The organism is Sinorhizobium arboris LMG 14919 (assembly GCF_000427465.1).
In the GTDB taxonomy this organism is placed as follows: Bacteria; Pseudomonadota; Alphaproteobacteria; order Rhizobiales; family Rhizobiaceae; genus Sinorhizobium; species Sinorhizobium arboris.
Genome location: NZ_ATYB01000014.1, coordinates 2,210,610 through 2,225,912, shown reverse-complemented (window position 1 = coordinate 2,225,912; position 15,303 = coordinate 2,210,610). Strand labels below are relative to the sequence as shown.

Annotated in this window: 15 protein-coding genes; 8 read left to right on the top strand and 7 right to left on the bottom strand. The window is 60.7% G+C overall.

The window, feature by feature from the left end:
• Positions 1-31 precede the first annotated feature (31 nt).
• The 4 genes from SINAR_RS0122065 to SINAR_RS0122050 all read right to left on the bottom strand — a co-directional run bounded on the left by SINAR_RS0122065 (position 32) and on the right by SINAR_RS0122050 (position 5,150).
• Positions 32-493, bottom strand: a complete 462-nt coding sequence (locus tag SINAR_RS0122065) for a DUF4126 family protein (RefSeq protein WP_028001092.1) — start codon at positions 491-493, stop codon at positions 32-34.
• A gap of 106 nt (positions 494-599) precedes the next feature.
• Positions 600-1,430: an alpha/beta fold hydrolase gene (locus SINAR_RS0122060; protein ID WP_033057824.1), complete on the bottom strand. Its 831-nt coding sequence runs from the start codon at positions 1,428-1,430 to the stop codon at positions 600-602.
• 255 nt (positions 1,431-1,685) lie between these two features.
• Entirely contained in the window at positions 1,686-2,258 is a 573-nt protein-coding gene (locus tag SINAR_RS0122055; RefSeq protein WP_028001090.1) for a type 1 glutamine amidotransferase family protein, read from the bottom strand.
• Between the two features lie 96 nt (positions 2,259-2,354).
• Positions 2,355-5,150, bottom strand: a complete 2,796-nt coding sequence (locus tag SINAR_RS0122050) for a winged helix-turn-helix domain-containing protein (protein ID WP_028001089.1) — start codon at positions 5,148-5,150, stop codon at positions 2,355-2,357.
• Positions 5,151-5,507: 357 nt separating this feature from the next.
• On the opposite strand from SINAR_RS0122050, the gene SINAR_RS0122045 reads away from it, so the two are divergent.
• The gene (locus tag SINAR_RS0122045) at positions 5,508-5,855 is read left to right on the top strand and encodes a GYD domain-containing protein (RefSeq protein ID WP_028001088.1); all 348 of its coding nucleotides are present in this window, start codon (positions 5,508-5,510) and stop codon (positions 5,853-5,855) included.
• A 110-nt stretch (positions 5,856-5,965) separates the two neighbouring features.
• Here the strand turns inward: SINAR_RS0122045 and SINAR_RS1000000137880 are convergent, their stop codons facing one another.
• A complete protein-coding gene (locus SINAR_RS1000000137880) occupies positions 5,966-6,307 on the bottom strand; it encodes a hypothetical protein (RefSeq protein ID WP_234710628.1) in 342 nt (113 codons plus the stop codon).
• Between SINAR_RS1000000137880 and SINAR_RS0122035 the strand changes: the two genes are divergently transcribed.
• The 7 genes from SINAR_RS0122035 (at position 6,287) to SINAR_RS0122005 (ending at position 13,592) form a co-directional block, all read left to right on the top strand.
• Positions 6,287-8,065, top strand: a complete 1,779-nt coding sequence (locus SINAR_RS0122035; RefSeq protein WP_050577534.1) for an adenylate/guanylate cyclase domain-containing protein — start codon at positions 6,287-6,289, stop codon at positions 8,063-8,065. The two genes, SINAR_RS1000000137880 and SINAR_RS0122035, sit on opposite strands and share 21 nt — an antisense overlap.
• Before the next feature lie 100 nt (positions 8,066-8,165).
• Entirely contained in the window at positions 8,166-8,453 is a 288-nt protein-coding gene (locus tag SINAR_RS0122030; RefSeq protein WP_150824034.1) for a hypothetical protein, read from the top strand.
• 46 nt (positions 8,454-8,499) lie between these two features.
• A complete protein-coding gene (locus SINAR_RS0122025; protein WP_028001085.1) occupies positions 8,500-9,822 on the top strand; it encodes a type II toxin-antitoxin system HipA family toxin in 1,323 nt (440 codons plus the stop codon).
• Between the two features lie 17 nt (positions 9,823-9,839).
• Complete coding sequence (locus SINAR_RS0122020; protein WP_028001084.1) at positions 9,840-10,118, top strand: helix-turn-helix transcriptional regulator; 279 nt, start codon at positions 9,840-9,842, stop codon at positions 10,116-10,118.
• A gap of 217 nt (positions 10,119-10,335) precedes the next feature.
• Positions 10,336-11,601, top strand: coding sequence for an RDD family protein (locus SINAR_RS0122015; protein ID WP_234710627.1), 1,266 nt, complete (start codon positions 10,336-10,338; stop codon positions 11,599-11,601).
• Positions 11,602-11,859: 258 nt separating this feature from the next.
• Positions 11,860-12,366 (top strand): hypothetical protein, encoded by a 507-nt coding sequence (locus SINAR_RS0122010; RefSeq protein WP_050577576.1) that lies wholly within the window; start codon positions 11,860-11,862, stop codon positions 12,364-12,366.
• Positions 12,363-13,592: a COG3904 family protein gene (locus SINAR_RS0122005; protein WP_028001081.1), complete on the top strand. Its 1,230-nt coding sequence runs from the start codon at positions 12,363-12,365 to the stop codon at positions 13,590-13,592. Before SINAR_RS0122010 ends, SINAR_RS0122005 begins: the two co-directional genes overlap by 4 nt.
• A 118-nt stretch (positions 13,593-13,710) precedes the next feature.
• On the opposite strand, the gene SINAR_RS0122000 is transcribed toward SINAR_RS0122005, so the two are convergent.
• Both SINAR_RS0122000 and aac(3)-IV read right to left on the bottom strand, forming a co-directional pair.
• The gene (locus tag SINAR_RS0122000; RefSeq protein ID WP_028001080.1) at positions 13,711-14,049 is read right to left on the bottom strand and encodes a hypothetical protein; all 339 of its coding nucleotides are present in this window, start codon (positions 14,047-14,049) and stop codon (positions 13,711-13,713) included.
• A 111-nt stretch (positions 14,050-14,160) separates the two neighbouring features.
• On the bottom strand, positions 14,161-15,009 hold the full coding sequence (gene aac(3)-IV / locus SINAR_RS01000000133760; protein WP_050577533.1) for an AAC(3)-IV family aminoglycoside N-acetyltransferase: 849 nt from the start codon (positions 15,007-15,009) through the stop codon (positions 14,161-14,163).
• Positions 15,010-15,303 lie beyond the last annotated feature (294 nt).

The following is a 15,303-nucleotide window of genomic DNA, read 5'->3' as shown; positions in this document are numbered from 1 at the left end:
TTCCTGTTCGCTTGAGTAGCGTTGAGAGCGGTCATGTCACAGCCGCCACGATGAGGAGAGCGCCGCCGATCGCCACGGCATCCTCGATCAGGGCTGCCGGAGTGTCGCGTTGGAACGCTTTGGCGAGTTTTCCTCGGGCGGCAGCGCCCCCAAGCGTCCCGGCAATCGCACCGAAGGTTCCGGCGAGTAAGCCGCCGGCGAGCGACCCTCCAGCCGCGCCCACGGTTGCCGCGGCGAGTGCCCCCATGAGAATGCGAGCGCCGAATTGCATCGGCACTTTGCGGGAGGGGGTGTTCGGGAGCTGGTCGGTGACGAGCTCGACGAGCGCCAGCGCCGTGAAAATCCAGGACGTCCACCTGTATCCCATGAAGGCGAGCGGCGTCCCGGAGAGATCGAACCAGCCGAGGTGGGCCGCCCAGGCGGCGGCCGCCGGGGCTGTCATTGCACGAAGGCCTGCGATGATGCCGATGAGCAGTGCGAGAACGGTTGTCACCCGTAGCCCCTTTCTCGATGCGTCTTTATTGCCTTATCAGCCAAACAGGATCGGAGCCGCATTGAAACGATGGTCGCGGTGCGGCTCTCCTCGCGAAGGCGGCGAGTCAGTCGCGGATGAAGTCCAGCAGGTCCGCGTTGATGATCTCGGGGTGGGTGGTGCACATGCCGTGAGGCAGGCCTTCGTAGGTCTTGAGGGTGCCGTTCTTCAGGAGCTTGACCGAAAGCGGAGCGGAGTCGGCATAGGGGACGATCTGGTCGTCGTCGCCGTGCATGACCAGCGTCGGCACCGTTATCCGCTCGAGGTCTGCGGTGAAGTCCGTCTCCGAGAAGGCCTTGATGCAGTCGTAATGGGCCTTCGCGCCACCCATCATGCCCTGACGCCACCAGTTGTCGATGACGCCCTGGCTGACTTTCGCGCCGGGACGGTTGAAGCCGTAGAACGGCCCGGCAGGAACGTCGAGGAAGAACTGGGCGCGGTTGGCGACGAGCGCGGCGCGGAAACCGTCGAAAACCTCGATCGGCAGGCCGCCGGGGTTCTTGTCCGACTTCACCATGACCGGCGGAACCGCGCCGATCAGCACGGCTTTCGCCACGCGTCCGGGCTTCGACCTGGCGACATAATGCGCGACCTCGCCGCCGCCCGTCGAGTGGCCGACATGGACCGCATCCCTGAGATCAAGCGCATCCGTCAGCGTCGCGACATCGGCCGCGTAGGTGTCCATCTCGTTACCGGACCACGTCTGCGTGGAACGGCCGTGGCCGCGGCGGTCATGCGCGATGACACGATAACCCTTGTCCAGGAAGAACATCATCTGCGCGTCCCAATCGTCGGCGCTCAACGGCCACCCGTGATGGAAGACGATTGGCTGGGCGTCACGGCGTCCCCAGTCCTTGTAGAAGATTTCCGTTCCGTCCGCGGTCCTGATAAACGACATGTCCTCACTCCTCTTCTCGGTTGAAGTCGCTGGAGGGGCGGCCGACGTTTCGCCGGGCAATACCATTGCGGCGAGGGCGAAACCTCCCGCAAGCAGCACGTTCCGCCGTGTGGCCTCCGCCGTGAATGCGGCTGATTGTTCATCCATTTGCATCTTCCTTGCGGTCCCTGCTTGAACGACTACAACCTTCTCCAGAAAGGGCGTTTTCGCGAGTTAAGCGTCGTAAATCCGTGCAAATAGCCGATGAGGTAGGGGCTACGCTGATGTGGGACGATGAGGGCGGCCCTGCGACACGCTCTGCCTGCGAAGTTCGATCACGTTGAGGAGTGCATGTGCCGCAAGCGCCGCAGACTGCCCACTGTCACCGACGACCAGCAAGCCGCTCCCCGCGCCTTCGGCAGCGATGTCGAGGCCTCGGCCGGGGATAATCGCCACGGGTTTCATGTCTCCGAGGAAGGCCCGGACCATGGGCGCGACGCCCAGGCCGTCCGCCCCCCAGATCGAGCCTGAAAATCCGAAGCAGAACGCTGCGTCGAAATCGTCAATGACGATCTGATCGAGGCTCAGAGTATCGGCAAAGTCATCTCTCGCGTCGCGATCCGAGAGGAAGCGTTGAACGCATGGCTCCTCGCTTGGGAACTGGCGCAGATCGGGGGCAAGCGCGGCATACCCGCCCGTCGGCGTGGCGAGAACGACGTCCGCCTCAACGTCCTTGAACATGTAGTAGACGGGTGCAATTCGCTCGATGCGTATTTCATCGTTCGAGGACTCTCCGACCATATCCGCCGACAGAATGACCAATAGGCGAATGGGTGTGGCATGGTCCATTTGCACTCTCCTCTTCGTGGCATTTGTGCACGGATCGGGGAGGGCGGACGAGTTGAGAGTTGTAAATCGGTGTAAACGGAACGCTCTAACCGCATCTCACGAAGGTACGGAAGGATCGCTCGCGGGACTGATTGGCGGTGCGTGCATCCCCCCATCACCTGGCCGCTCGATGATAAACTCGTCGGGTTGGGCAGCGGCCAGCGCAGCGCGACACTGGGCGATGTCCTCCACGATGAGACGTTTCCATCCCTCCGCCTTGTCGACGAGCGCGCTTTCGAGAGCGGTTTCGGACGCGGCCAGTGCCGACGGTCCACCGCCCGCCGTCTGGGCTACTATCTGCCCCTTGACTCGATGAAGCTCGGGCAGGCACCAGCGCTCACCAGAAGAGGCGCAGCGGCCGAGCGCGGCATTTATTACCTCCAGCGCCTCTTCCAGGCAGCCTGAGGCGGCAAGAGCCTTGGCCTCCGTCGTCTGGAAGATCGTCTGGAAGAGCGTGAAGCCTGCTCCGACGAGCACGCCCATGCTCGCGCGTATCTGAGTCAGGCACTCGCCCGGTTTTCCCGCTCTGAGCTGAAGTTCCGCCTCGAAGCAGTCCGCATAGGTGTTCCAGACATCGAGTGACAGCGCCTTCGTATGTTCGCGCAAAAGCTGGATGTATTCTGCTGCGAGGTCGTTGCGGCCGGCAAGCAAAGCTATGGGGCATGCCGCCTCCGCCAGGACGTTGCTGAGCGAAAGGTGGTGGCGGATGTCCCGCGCGTGACTGATGGTCTCTGCTATCTCACGGAGGGCGGCGTCCTCTTCCCCCAGGACCCAAAGGCACCGCGCCAGAATGATCCTCGCGGTCACTCGCTGGTCGAACTGGAAACGGACGGAATGCCGCCCGTCGGGAACGGTCTCGTATTCGGCCAGCATCATCCGGAGCTCGTCCGCCGCTTCCGCGTGTCGGCCGAGCCAGTGCAGCGTTGCTCCATGCATCCGGCGTCCGATGATAACGTCCGCCCGGTCGGGCGAGGATGGCGCGACCGCCAGATAACGATCGACCAGCTCGAGGGCGGGTCTCGGCTCCCCTCGGTTTATGGCGTCTACCCACAGCGCCCATATGGAGCGCAGCTGATAGTCGACATCGCCCAGCTTTTCCGCGATGTGCAAGGCGGTCGTCCATGCGCCTATGCCATGCTTCGACGCATCGGTGGATCGCATCTGCGGCCAGCCAAGCGCAGCATACAGCTTCATCCTGCTCCGCTCATCGAGGTCGGGTCGCGCGTCGAGATGGCCGAGTGCCTTGGTTACGGGGACCAGACATTCGTCGAGTAGGGAGAGGCGGAAGAGGAGGGGCAGAGCGGCCACGGTCAATCGTACCGCTCGGAGGATGTCGCCCGATTTGCCGAAGCCCCAGTCGAGCGCTGCGCGAATGCTGGGCACCTGTTGCGCAAAATCCTGTGACCACTCATCCATGGAGACGGAATAAATCTCCGCTTCCGCCGACTCGAGCAAGGCGATGAGGTGCTCGGAAAAACTGGACATGACAACGGAGAGCTCACCGGCGTCGGCCAGTTTCTCCGAAGCGTAAAGGCGGGTGGTGTCGAGCAGGCGGTAGACCGGCTCACCGTAATGGGTGTCCGCGACCAGCAGCGATTTCGAGACGAGTGCCGCAAGAAGATCGTCGGCTTCGGTGCTGGAGATGACTGCGCGCGCGGCTCCTCCCGTGAAGCCGCCTGGCAGGACCGAAAGTTCTTTCAGGGCCTGCTGCTCGGGCGGCGGGAGACGCAGATAGCTCCAGTCGATCGTGGCACGAAGCGTCTGATGCCGGGGAAGCGCCGTCCTGCGGCCGCGCGACAGGACGCGGAAGCAATCGGAGAGGGACCGTGACAGTGCGGCTACGCCAAGAGACTCAAGGCGGCCCGCGGCAAGCTCGATTGCCAGCGCGATGCCGTCGAGCCTCGAGCAGATTTCCGCGACGTGAGGCGCGTCGGCATCCGAAAGTTCGTACCCTCCGAGACAGGCGTCGGCACGATCTACGAACAGCTGGACCGCAGGGGAAATCAGAGCGGCCGCGGCGGTGGCGGCAGATGGAGGAAGACCCAAGGGCTGCAGGCGGTAGACGCGTTCGCCGCGTGCGCGGAGAGGTTCGCGGCTCGTTGTGAGTACTCGCGGGGATATTGTCTGATCCAGCAGCGCTTCTGCGAATTCGGCGGCGTGCTCCACAACGTGCTCACAGCTGTCCAGGACGACCACCACATTGCGCAAATCGAGATGTGCGCTTATGTCCCTCACAATGTTGTCGGTGCGGATCAGGATGCCCAGCTCCGACGCGACCACGGTGGGGACCAGACCTCCATTTGCGACTTCCGAGAGGTCGATCCAGACAGCGTCAAGGTCTGCCGCACACCTCGACAAGACGGCTTTCGCGACGGTTGACTTGCCAATGCCGCCCGGTCCGCAGATCGTTACCAGCCGCTCCTTGGCCAGTTGGCCCGCGATTCCGGCGATGCTTTCCTCCCGGCCGAAAATGCGCGCGGGAAAGCGTCCCGAGTGCGAATTCGCAAGCGGAGCGACACGTGGGGAAGCTGCCTGGTTGTCCCGTTCCAGAGGGGCGATGAACGCATATCCGCGTCCCGGAACGTTGCTTATGTACCGCGGAGAGCGCTGGCTATCCCCAAGAGCCTTCCTAAGCGCCGAGAGATGCACCCTGAGGTTCGCCTCGTCGACGAACGTATTGGGCCAGACCTGCTTGACGATCTCGTCGTTGGTCTTCAACTCGCCGGGATACGATGCGAGGAATGATAGGATGTCGAGCGCCCGGCTTCCCAGCGGCACCGATGCTCCCTCCTTCAACAGGCTGCGCCTGGAGGGGATCAAGCGGAATGGTCCGAAGCGTATTTCCTCTTCCAAAGCGCCGTCCTCTTGGAACTACCGAAGATTGAGCCGGCGACGCGTTTGTTGTCAATGAACCGTGAAAAGACGCGGGTTGCGTCTCACTTCCCGGAAGGGTCGAGCGCCTCTCCAGGGACGACGCGGGTGCTCAACAGGGGTGCTGGCGAGTGCAGCGGCTTTCGCTCGAGCTCCGCATTGTTGGCCAGTTAAAATCTTCGCCTTTTAGCGGCTTTTCTCTGCAAGTAAGTCTCGAATCCACGACGGCGGCGACCAATCTAGCGCTCTGCGGTCCCACGCTCGTCTAACGCCACGTTTTTTGAGATAGTGAGTATTCAGCAGATCACCCGATCTGGCCAATCATCGAGGGAGGATGTTATGCCACTGTTCATAACCACAGGGTGCTATACAGCCACGTCAGCGAAGGGAATGATTGACAATCCATCGAACCGAGAAGAGGCGGCCCGTAGCATCATGGAAGCAGCGGGCGGGAAACTGCACTCTTTCTACGTTACGACCGGCGAAACCGACTGGATGGCAATCACGGAATTCGACGATGGTGCTGACCTGATCCCCGCACTTCTCGTCGCCGGCGCATCGGGAGCCGTATCGAACGTCAAAACCGTGCGAGCCTACACGGGCGCGGAATTCAAGGCTGCGCAAGACAAGGCGGGCAAAATCGCATCTTCCTACAACCCCCCGTCAAATAAGCAGGCCACTGGTTGAAACATCGCTGGCAGCGGATCGAACCTCCGCTGCCAGCGCGCAATGGGGCCGCATTCGAGCGCGCGGTGAGGCCACCGCCCTCACCAGTGCCGAAATCCGTCCATCTGAATTCACTGCACCTGCGAGAACATGAAAGCGCGGTCGCCGTGGTACCAGATAAACTCGTTTTCTTTGGCGCTCAGCCCTCCAGGGTTTCGCAGCACCATGCCGCACAGGTTCGCGGTCTTGCGCCACAGAAAACAAACCTCGAGGAAGGCCTTGGCGGACATCGATCCGCCAAGGCATGAGCACATCCTGCCGCAGGCGAACTGGTCGCGATGAAATTCAGCGACCAGCTGGCACCTCCGCGGCGTTGAGCGAATCCCAATGCGATTGCCGCCGAAACCACGATCCCTGTTGAAGGCCGAACTGGTGCGGCGTACCCTCCTCCAATGCCGGACGACGACGAACAAAACCTGGCTTCTGCCGGACCGCAAAGGAAACTGGCAGTCATTCTTGCGGCTGACGTCGCAGGCTACAGCCGCTTGATGGAAGCCGATGAGGACGGCACCCATAAGCGGTTGCAACGGCTGCTGCGAGAGGTCGTCCGGCCAGCGGTCGAAGCACACCGGGGGCGCATCTTCAAGACCGCCGGCGACGGCTTCCTGGTGGAGTTCGCGAGCGCCATTGAAGCGGTGCGCTGCGCCGTCGACCTCCAGCGAGTGACGGCCGAGCGGAACAAGGAGGTTGCCCAAGCTCGTCGACTGGTTTTCCGCATGGGCATCAACCTCGGGGACGTGCTGGCTGACCAGGAAGACGTGTTCGGAGACGGCGTCAATGTCGCCGCGCGGCTGGAGGCCATGGCCGAACCAGGCGGCGTGCTAATAACCCACAGCGTTCACGAGCAGGTCGATCGGAAGCTCCCGGTACAGTTCATCGACCAGGGCGAATGCACGCTGAAGAACATTGCCCGCCCCATTCGCGTTTTCCAGGCAACGTGGGAAACCGTGGACGCCGCTTCGACTGTACAGGCGCATGGCGGCCCTGATGCCGAGCCGGCCCTGCCGCAGGTTGCGTCGATTGCCGTGCTGCCGTTTGCCACCCTGGGCAGCGATGCTGAACAGGACTATTTCGCCGAAGGCCTCGCGGAAGATCTCATCACCGATCTTTCCAAGGTGGATGGCCTCCTGGTGATCGCCCGTCATTCGAGTTTCGCCTACAGGGATCGCGCGCTGGACTTGCGCGCGATCGCCAGGGAACTGGGGGTTCGCTATCTTATCGAGGGAAGCGTGCGGCGGGCGTCCGCACGGGTACGGATCAATGCTCAACTCATCGACGCGTCCAGTGCCAGCTGTCTTTGGGCCGAACGCCTGGACCGCGACCTCGCGGATATCTTCGCCCTGCAGGACGAAGTTGTCGGCAAGGTGATCAACGCCCTTGCGCACGCCCTGCCATCGGCGAAACCTCCTCCGAGCCGTCGGGTCACCAATCTCGAGGCCTACGACCTGTTCGTTCGGGGGCGCGCGCTGGCGACGCAATCGCTCCGGGAGACGAGGGCGGCTCGCCCGCTCCTGGCCAAGGCAATCGAGATCGATCCGGGCTTCGCCGGCGCGCATGCCTGGCTTGCCATGAGCCACCATTTCGATGCGCTATATTATGGCGAGCCTGTCGACGAGCATCGCGCTGCCGCCCGCACCGCCGCCGCGAAAGCTGTGGAAATCGATCCGGAAAATGCCGACGCCCATATCGTGCTTGGCTACCTGCGTGCCTACGAGGGCGAGTTCGAAGCGGGAGTGGCGGAGTTTGAGCAGGGGCTTCGCCTCAACCCCAATCACTCTGCGGGGTGGGCCCACCTTGCCGATCTCCGGGTGTTCGAGGGGCGAGCAACTGAGGCCGTCGAGTGCGCCGAGAATAGTTTTCGCCTTAATCCCTATCCTCCAGGCGACCACTATTCGTTTCTCGGCTGGGCCCAGTATGCCGCTGGTCGGTATCGGGATGCTATCGAAACGCTCCGTCATCCACAGGCGGGTGGGCCTGGCTCAAAACGCAATCTCGCCGCCGCGCTCGCCCGATTGGGGCGTACCGCGGAAGCGCGCGAGGTGGGAAGGGAATTCCTATCGGAGTTTCCGAATTTTTCGGCACGGCAGTGGGGACGGACTCAGCCCTTCCGCAACGATGCCGATCGTCAGCACGTCATCGAGGGCTATATCAAGGCAGGTCTGCCGGAATGAGGGACCGCGAACGGCCCCCAATTTGAGGACGTGGGAGGGATCGCGGCGCGCGAGGAATTGCGGGTACTTTCTCCGGGATGAGCCGTCGCCGGACGCGAGAGTGGGCAACTCATGGCAAAACCGTCCACTTGATTTTTACGACGAAGCAGCCATTTCGGCGATCAGCAACATCGCGTCGGAGAAAGTGGACGCCGCTGCTCTCGGGGCAATCGGGGATGGGAGATTTGGCGATCTGAAAGGGCAGGGCGCGCATCGTTATGCGGTCCGCCCACGGGAGGGCACGCAGCACGAGATCAGCCCGCGTCAGGCCGAAATGATCGCCCACAGCTGCATCACCCCCATCGCAAGGACGAGGATGAAGTTTATTCAACCCACTTTGATGGGTTGAATAACTAAAGGAAATGCATTAATTGATCCATTGAAAGGGTCAATTAATGCGCCTAACGCTCCAAGCCCATTTTGATGGGGAGTGGCATCACGCCGCGACGCTAGAACTCAAGGACGACGCAGCCGGGTTTCAGGGTGCCTCCATCGTCGATTACGATCTCGACTATTTCGTCTCCGTGGCATCGGCGGAGTTTGCGAGTGGCCAGATGGTCAGCGACCATCGCGCGTTGTCCGTCCGTTATGCCGTTGACCTCGAAAACCGATATAGCCGCAGCTGGCCGCCCTTCCTTTTGGATCTCATGCCCCAAGGGCATGCAAGGCGAAAGCTTGCCGACCACCTCGGCCTTGCTGAAGGCTCGCGCGCCGCTGATTTCCCACTGCTGCTGCGATCAGCGACAGGGGGCATAGGCAATATCCGGATCAAGGAAGCGGCAAAAGCCGAAACGGAACGGCTGCGCGGTGTCGAGCGCCTGGGGGTTACAGAAGCGGAAATCCTTGAGCGGTCGGATCGCTTCATGGAAGTCGCCGATCGTTTCGGATTGCTCGCCTCCGGCTCGAGCGGCCTGCAAGGCGAATGGCCGAAGGTCGCGATGACCCAGGCTAATGACGGGCTCTATTATCCCGACAGCTTCGTGACCGATGATGAAGCCGTGCGCCACGTCATCGTCAAGCTGGTACGCAGCAACGAACCTGTGGACCGCCTGATCCTCGAAGGCGAAGCCCTCTATTCAAGGATTGCTCAAGAGATTGGTCTAAATGTCAGCGAACCCTCGAGCTATGCCGAAGGTGTCCTAGTCATTCCCCGTTTCGATCGGAAGAAGAAAGAAGACGGCGGAACCGTCCGACTAGGCCAAGAAAGCCTGGTCTCTGCTATCGGGGTTGCCGACTTCGGCCATATCGGCACGCACGAGGCCTACATCGACATTCTGCGGCAATATTCGGCCGATCCCTTCACGGACATCGTCGAATACCTGAAACGGGATATCGCAAACCTGGCGCTCGGCAACCCCGATAATCACGGCCGCAACTCGGCACTGAGCAAGCACCAGGACGGTACGATCCGCCTGTCTCCGCTCTTTGATTTCGCGCCAATGCGGCTTGCGAAGGAGGGTATCGTTCGCTCCACCCGATGGGCAATGATGCGTGACGGTGGTCGCGACCATCTTCCCAATTGGAATCGGATTTGTGCCGAACTGATGCCCCATCCCGATGAGCAGAAAGCTCTTGCGGCTGCGCTTTCCGAGTTTGCCGAACATCTGCGCCAGGCTCCGGCTATCGCGAAAGAATTGGGGGCGTCTCCGGACATTCCGGACCGGGCGATGGGACGTTGCATTGAAATCGCGGACAGCGTTCTGGAGGCGTGCCAGTGATGCCGAAGGACAGCTAAATGGCTCGATGGAAGAAACCCACGAAAGAAGAGATTCTACAAAACCGGCGAACGCTGGCGGAGCGTGCCCGAGCCGGCGACTTAAGACTGCCTGAAGCGGTTGCTGAAATCCGTAGAGGGCTTGGTTTGACACAGAATGAATTCGCCAAGATCCTATCGCTCACCAGGCGCCAAATTGCTGAGATCGAAGCCGGGAGCGCGAACCCAACGCTTGAAACTTTAGTGAAAATTGGCCGGTTGTTTGGATTTGCGGTGGGATTTGTTCCAAAGGCGCAATGATGGCTGAATTTGCAGTTTGCTGCATCGATTAAAAGTTGTGCTTTAATCCACCGAATGCGGTGTTGATGGCTCCATGGCAGCCGCACCCGGGCAAGGAGCTGCATAGACCCTGCAACCGTTCTTTTGTCCACCTATGTGAGGACTTCAAAGATTTGAATGCGCATCGACCTCGGCGGTCTTCACTGCAACTTTACGGCGCGTTGTGCTCGTGCTAGTTGTGGACGTAGACGGTGCGGGGGCTGAAAGCATGGCAGATTGGTACTATGCGGCAGGAGAGGATCAGAAGGGCCCTGTTGAAGAAGACGAACTTCGCAGTCTTGTCAAAGGCGGGCAGATCAACAGCGAGACATATGTGCGGCAGGAAGGAATGGAAGCCTGGCAACGGGCTGGCGATCATCCCGTCCTCGCGAATGCTTTTGTAACGCCGCCCCCTCAGCCGGCCACTCAACCACCAGGACTACCCCCGCCTGCCTTTGCGCCACCCGCACCCGAAGCAGGCGGCGTCGTGAGCTCGCGACCATGGCCTCGCTTATGGGCGAGATTAATCGACAATCTCATATTCGGACCGCTCCTCGGGTTCTGTATCGGTCTATGGACCCTCCTGTATGCACCGGATGTCTACTTCCAGATCGTCACCATGAATTCCGCTTTATTCGGCGTCCTTCTGCTTCCCCTCGTCACCGTGTTCCTCGCCATGTCCATGATGGCGACCGGTTTTACGCCTGGGAAGGCCATCGTCGGCGTGCGCGTACCCGTTCCTTCGGGCCGGAGCCGCTTCAGCTTTTTCTTGGGCAGGGAGCTCAAGGTGTGGGTCGCCGGCCTTGGTCTCGGCATCCCCGTCGTCGCCCTCTTTACGCAAATTCGCCAGTACCGTCGCCTCGCGGCAGGTAAGGCCGCAAGCTACGATGAAGGCAATCCTGCCGTGGTCGCCAAGCCGTCGAAAGTACGACTTTCGGCGGCGATGGCGGTCGTCGTAGCCTTGTTCGCGATCAACGTCATCCTGATTGCCGAGGATCAGCAGTCCGCTAGAAATCTCACCGCCACCCAGACGTGGGTCAACCCGGTCACGAAGAAGACGGCGACAATCGGAAAGACGTGGCAGGCGCAGGAAATGACTACCAACAGCGGCCGTGCTTTTTACTTCGCCTCCAATGAACTGCTCTCAGAGGTCATACTCGGCTACGAGCAGTTTCCATCCGGCGGTGTCGAGGCGGCCGTCTATGCTGACGCGATCAAGAAGGCAGTCGCTTCGGACGTCAGCATCTCCACCGAGTGGCAGCCGGTCACCGTTAGAGGCTTGCCCGCCCTGCGAGCCACCGGGAAGGCCGTCAAGTTCGATGACAGCAACGTCGAGGTGACGATTTTCGTCATCGGTCGCGACGCATGGAGGACTCTGGTGTTCACCCGAGGCAATTCGCCCGTCCAGTCGGATGAGAAGGAAAAGTTCTTGCAGGCCATGTTCGGGACGGCGAACCTTCATTGAACTGGACGGAACAGAAGGTGGTGGGCGCGTATCCACATGACCATCCTTTCAGGATGGTTGTAACGCGAGAACATATCAACCTTTACCAGTTGCTACGGCGAGGCGGGCTTCGCATGTTCGCCCTGCGGAGTCCGCATGATTCATAGTACTGCTGAAGAACTGAGGAACCTGAATGAATGAACCTTTATGGACAATTCTCCAGGCCCGAACCGCATTGAAGTCGAAGCCGCCCTCGCGGGCATAAAGGAGAGGCACCTTATGGGTTTGAACTCTAATACATGGCTGGTTCGCACCATGCGTGTCCTGATGCCTTTGGCGGCGACAATGGCCGTCGCTTCATCTGCGGCGCATGCGGAGGATGAGCACTCTATCTACTACGGCTCCCGTGCCGGCATGCATCTGACGACGGTTTCAAAATCCGGGATCGGCACCTCTAAAGCCGTCATCGTAGTCAAACACACCCCCAAGGACGCGAAAGCTTACTGTGTCGAATACGAGCAGGATTATTCGATGGCCTGCGTGAAGCGTACGATGGCCGAAATCAAGGTTGGAGACAGGGTCACCGCCAACTGCAAGAAGCGGACGTGGACAGATGTCTATGGCCAAGCCTATGCCTTCGAAGGAAAGGCGACGTCGTCCGACCTGATGGCGGATTACGTCGTTCGCAATGTGGCTTCCGGAGAAATTCTGGATGGTTCGTCCGCGTCGGGATATCGCACCGCGCTGAGCATTTTTCAGGAGCTCTGCCCGGGAATCGCAAAATGATGCTTCGTCCTTTGACCCTCTGCGCCGCAATGATCTCGGCACTCACCCTTGCGTCGATGACCCACGCCGCGGAAGTTGTGTTCGAGGGGATCAAGGACGGACAGATTGGAGCCGAGGCCAGGTTCCGGCTGGAGGGCGAAATTGTCGAGGGAGACAGCGGTCGAGTCGCAGAGGCTCTGCGCAATGCCGACGTCTCCCCTCAGCAGGACCCATGGCGGCGGATCGTCATCGCCCTGAACAGCTCAGGGGGCGAATTCCACGAGGGTATCGATCTCGCGATCACTTTTCGCCGCCTTGGTCTCGCGACAGTCGTCAGGTCAGCGGACGCCTGCTATTCGGCCTGCGCAATCGCGTTCCTCGGCGGCGTTCATCTTCCGAAAGACCCGACGCCTGTGGGAGAGAACGACCCACTGCCCAGCCAGAAGCCGTCCCGCTCGCTGGAGAAGGATGCCCGCCTCGGATTTCACGCGCCATATCTTACCGTCCCGGACGGCAAATACGAGGCGGGACTGGTTCAAGAGGCATATCGCGCCGCAGTTCTCGGAATCGCGCGGCTAGTTGCGCTCGCTGACCGTCTCTACATAGTTCCAGCTGAACTGCCCCGTTTGCTCGCACCTGGGCGAGACGAGATGTATATGGCCGACGATGTCGATGCTGTGCGGGTGCTCGGCATCGCATACACGGATTACTCGTACCAAATCGGGAAAAACTACGGCTTCACGCAATCGATGATCCTAAACGGGTGCGTCAATCGATACTACCATCTACAGCGCCGAAGCAGTGCCGATGGGTTTGAGACTGCCTTTTCTGTTCTCAACGAGTTCATCGAAGGCTCGCAGCTAATGGAGAACGGCGAGGAGGCCATAGCATTCGGTGTACGCAAGGTTACGCAGAGCACTGGCGCTACCTGGGTCGCCTACCTGCCGATTGCAAAAACACAGGATGGCGATCGGTTCGTCTGGTGCCTGTTCTCCCCGGACGTCGTGAGCCCGACAACGTTCTACAAGCCAGGCGGCACGATCGAGGAATTGTTCTCGGAACTCGAAGAGAAAAACGACCTGTGGTCATATTCATCGTCCGAGACGACTATTCGACTTTCGACAGGCGACTGGATCGACGACATGATGCGGGCCCTCGATCTGGTTCCGCCGCAAACAAAGTTAAGTGACGTCGAACGACAGCTGGAAACGTATCGAACCACCGAGACACCTGTGGCGGTTAAATAACTGCGACGGGCCGCTCCATAAAGCAATGAATATCGGAGCGGCCTAATTCTACAAACCCAGGGCATTTACAGCGGGCGTTTCGGCGCTGGACTCCATAGTTGGCATGCTCTGAAGGAGTTCAGGTCAGAAAGGGCATGATGTCGACGCCGTCTCCTGGAAACACTGTGATATGCGGGTGGTCTTCGAACAGCCGCGCCGCGGCCTCGATGTTTTCAGCCTCGACGACAATGTAGCCGCAGAAGGGGTTCACAGCATCGGCGATACCGTTCCTGGTTACGCGCGTCGTCTTGCCCACCATGCCACCACGATCAAGGATGGATGCGGCGTTTCTGTCCTCCCACGCTGTCCACTGTTCCAGGCCGACGGCATCGATTGCGTCCTGCTCTGCCTTGGGCAGGCTGCGGAATGAGGCGAGGTCTTCGGGCTTCATGGTGTACACGGCTAGAAAACGGGGCATTGGAGTTCTCTTCGTGATTGGTAGATGGGTGCCAACTTACATTCCGTGCGGGCGAAGTCACCAGCATTGCTGCTGACAATTTCGAGGCTGTCTCTGCGATTGAAGGCAGCGTCAGGTTGATCGCTCGCCGCGGAGAGCGGGACGAGGGGGCCCGGAATCAAAGCCGTCGCAACGAGTGCGGCCGACCGACTGGCGTGCCGCATCGCATTCGTCGCATCCTGCCTCCGTCGTGTGCAGGAAAACGAGCGGATCTCGCGCCAACTGGTCCGTGGCTATCCTCACGATGTCGCGGGAGCGGATCAGGCGGGCATGGGCGTGGCCAACCGGGCCTTCTCGCTGCAAGCCCTTTCGCCTGAGCCAGGTGTCGGCAAGGTCAAAGTTCTGGCAGCAGTGATCGTTCTCGCGATAGTCGATGCGGATCGGCCTGCCGCGGTCGAGGACCGTACAGTGTCTCGGTACTCGGTAGGGAACCTCTGCCATGACCTCGGCGAGATGCAATGTGGTGTCCGCGTCATGTCCGACTCCGAGGAGGAGCACTTGGCCGTCGAGTTCGTGGATACGCCCGATCGGACTTGCGGGAGCGTGCGGGGGCAGAGGCAGAGTGTCTGATGTGATCCGAGCGGCAAGCAGGCCCGCTGCTGCAAACGCGAATGGATGGTCGCTGCGCGTTACATCCTCCAGACGCCAGAATGTGCCGGCCAGTATTCCGAGATCGGATGCTGCAGGTGTCGTCGCCGGGTCGAACGGCTCGTCGTCGAGACCCGACCAGGACGGCATGACGAGCGTGCCTTCCCGACCGATGGCGGTGCGCAGGGCGGCAATCAAGCCGAGCGGCCCGCCTTCGACGGGCCGGATGCTGCGAAAGGAACAGTGAACGAGCAGAACGCCTCCTGGCTTCACTCCGAGGGCAATGAGCCGATCAACGAGTTCCGAAACCCGCCATTCATATCCTTGTGTCATGGCTTCCTGTGGATTGAAAAACCGCGTCGGCCGGTGTTGCGACGGACGCCAGCTGCAATGCGCAAGTCCTGACAGGCAAAAGCGCGCTTGTTTGGGCCAAGCGCGCTCCGGGCGAACGATCTGCAGCGAGGTGCCGGCACCCACGATCGATCCCTCTGAACATAGCATGAAAACGGCTTGTCAACAATGAGGCTGAGCTTTGCTTCCGGCATATAGGGGGCCACCGGTTGCCATGGTCCGGCATTTCGAGCATGTTCGATATCTGCTGCGTGCGTGTCGCCGCAGCGCGCCGGA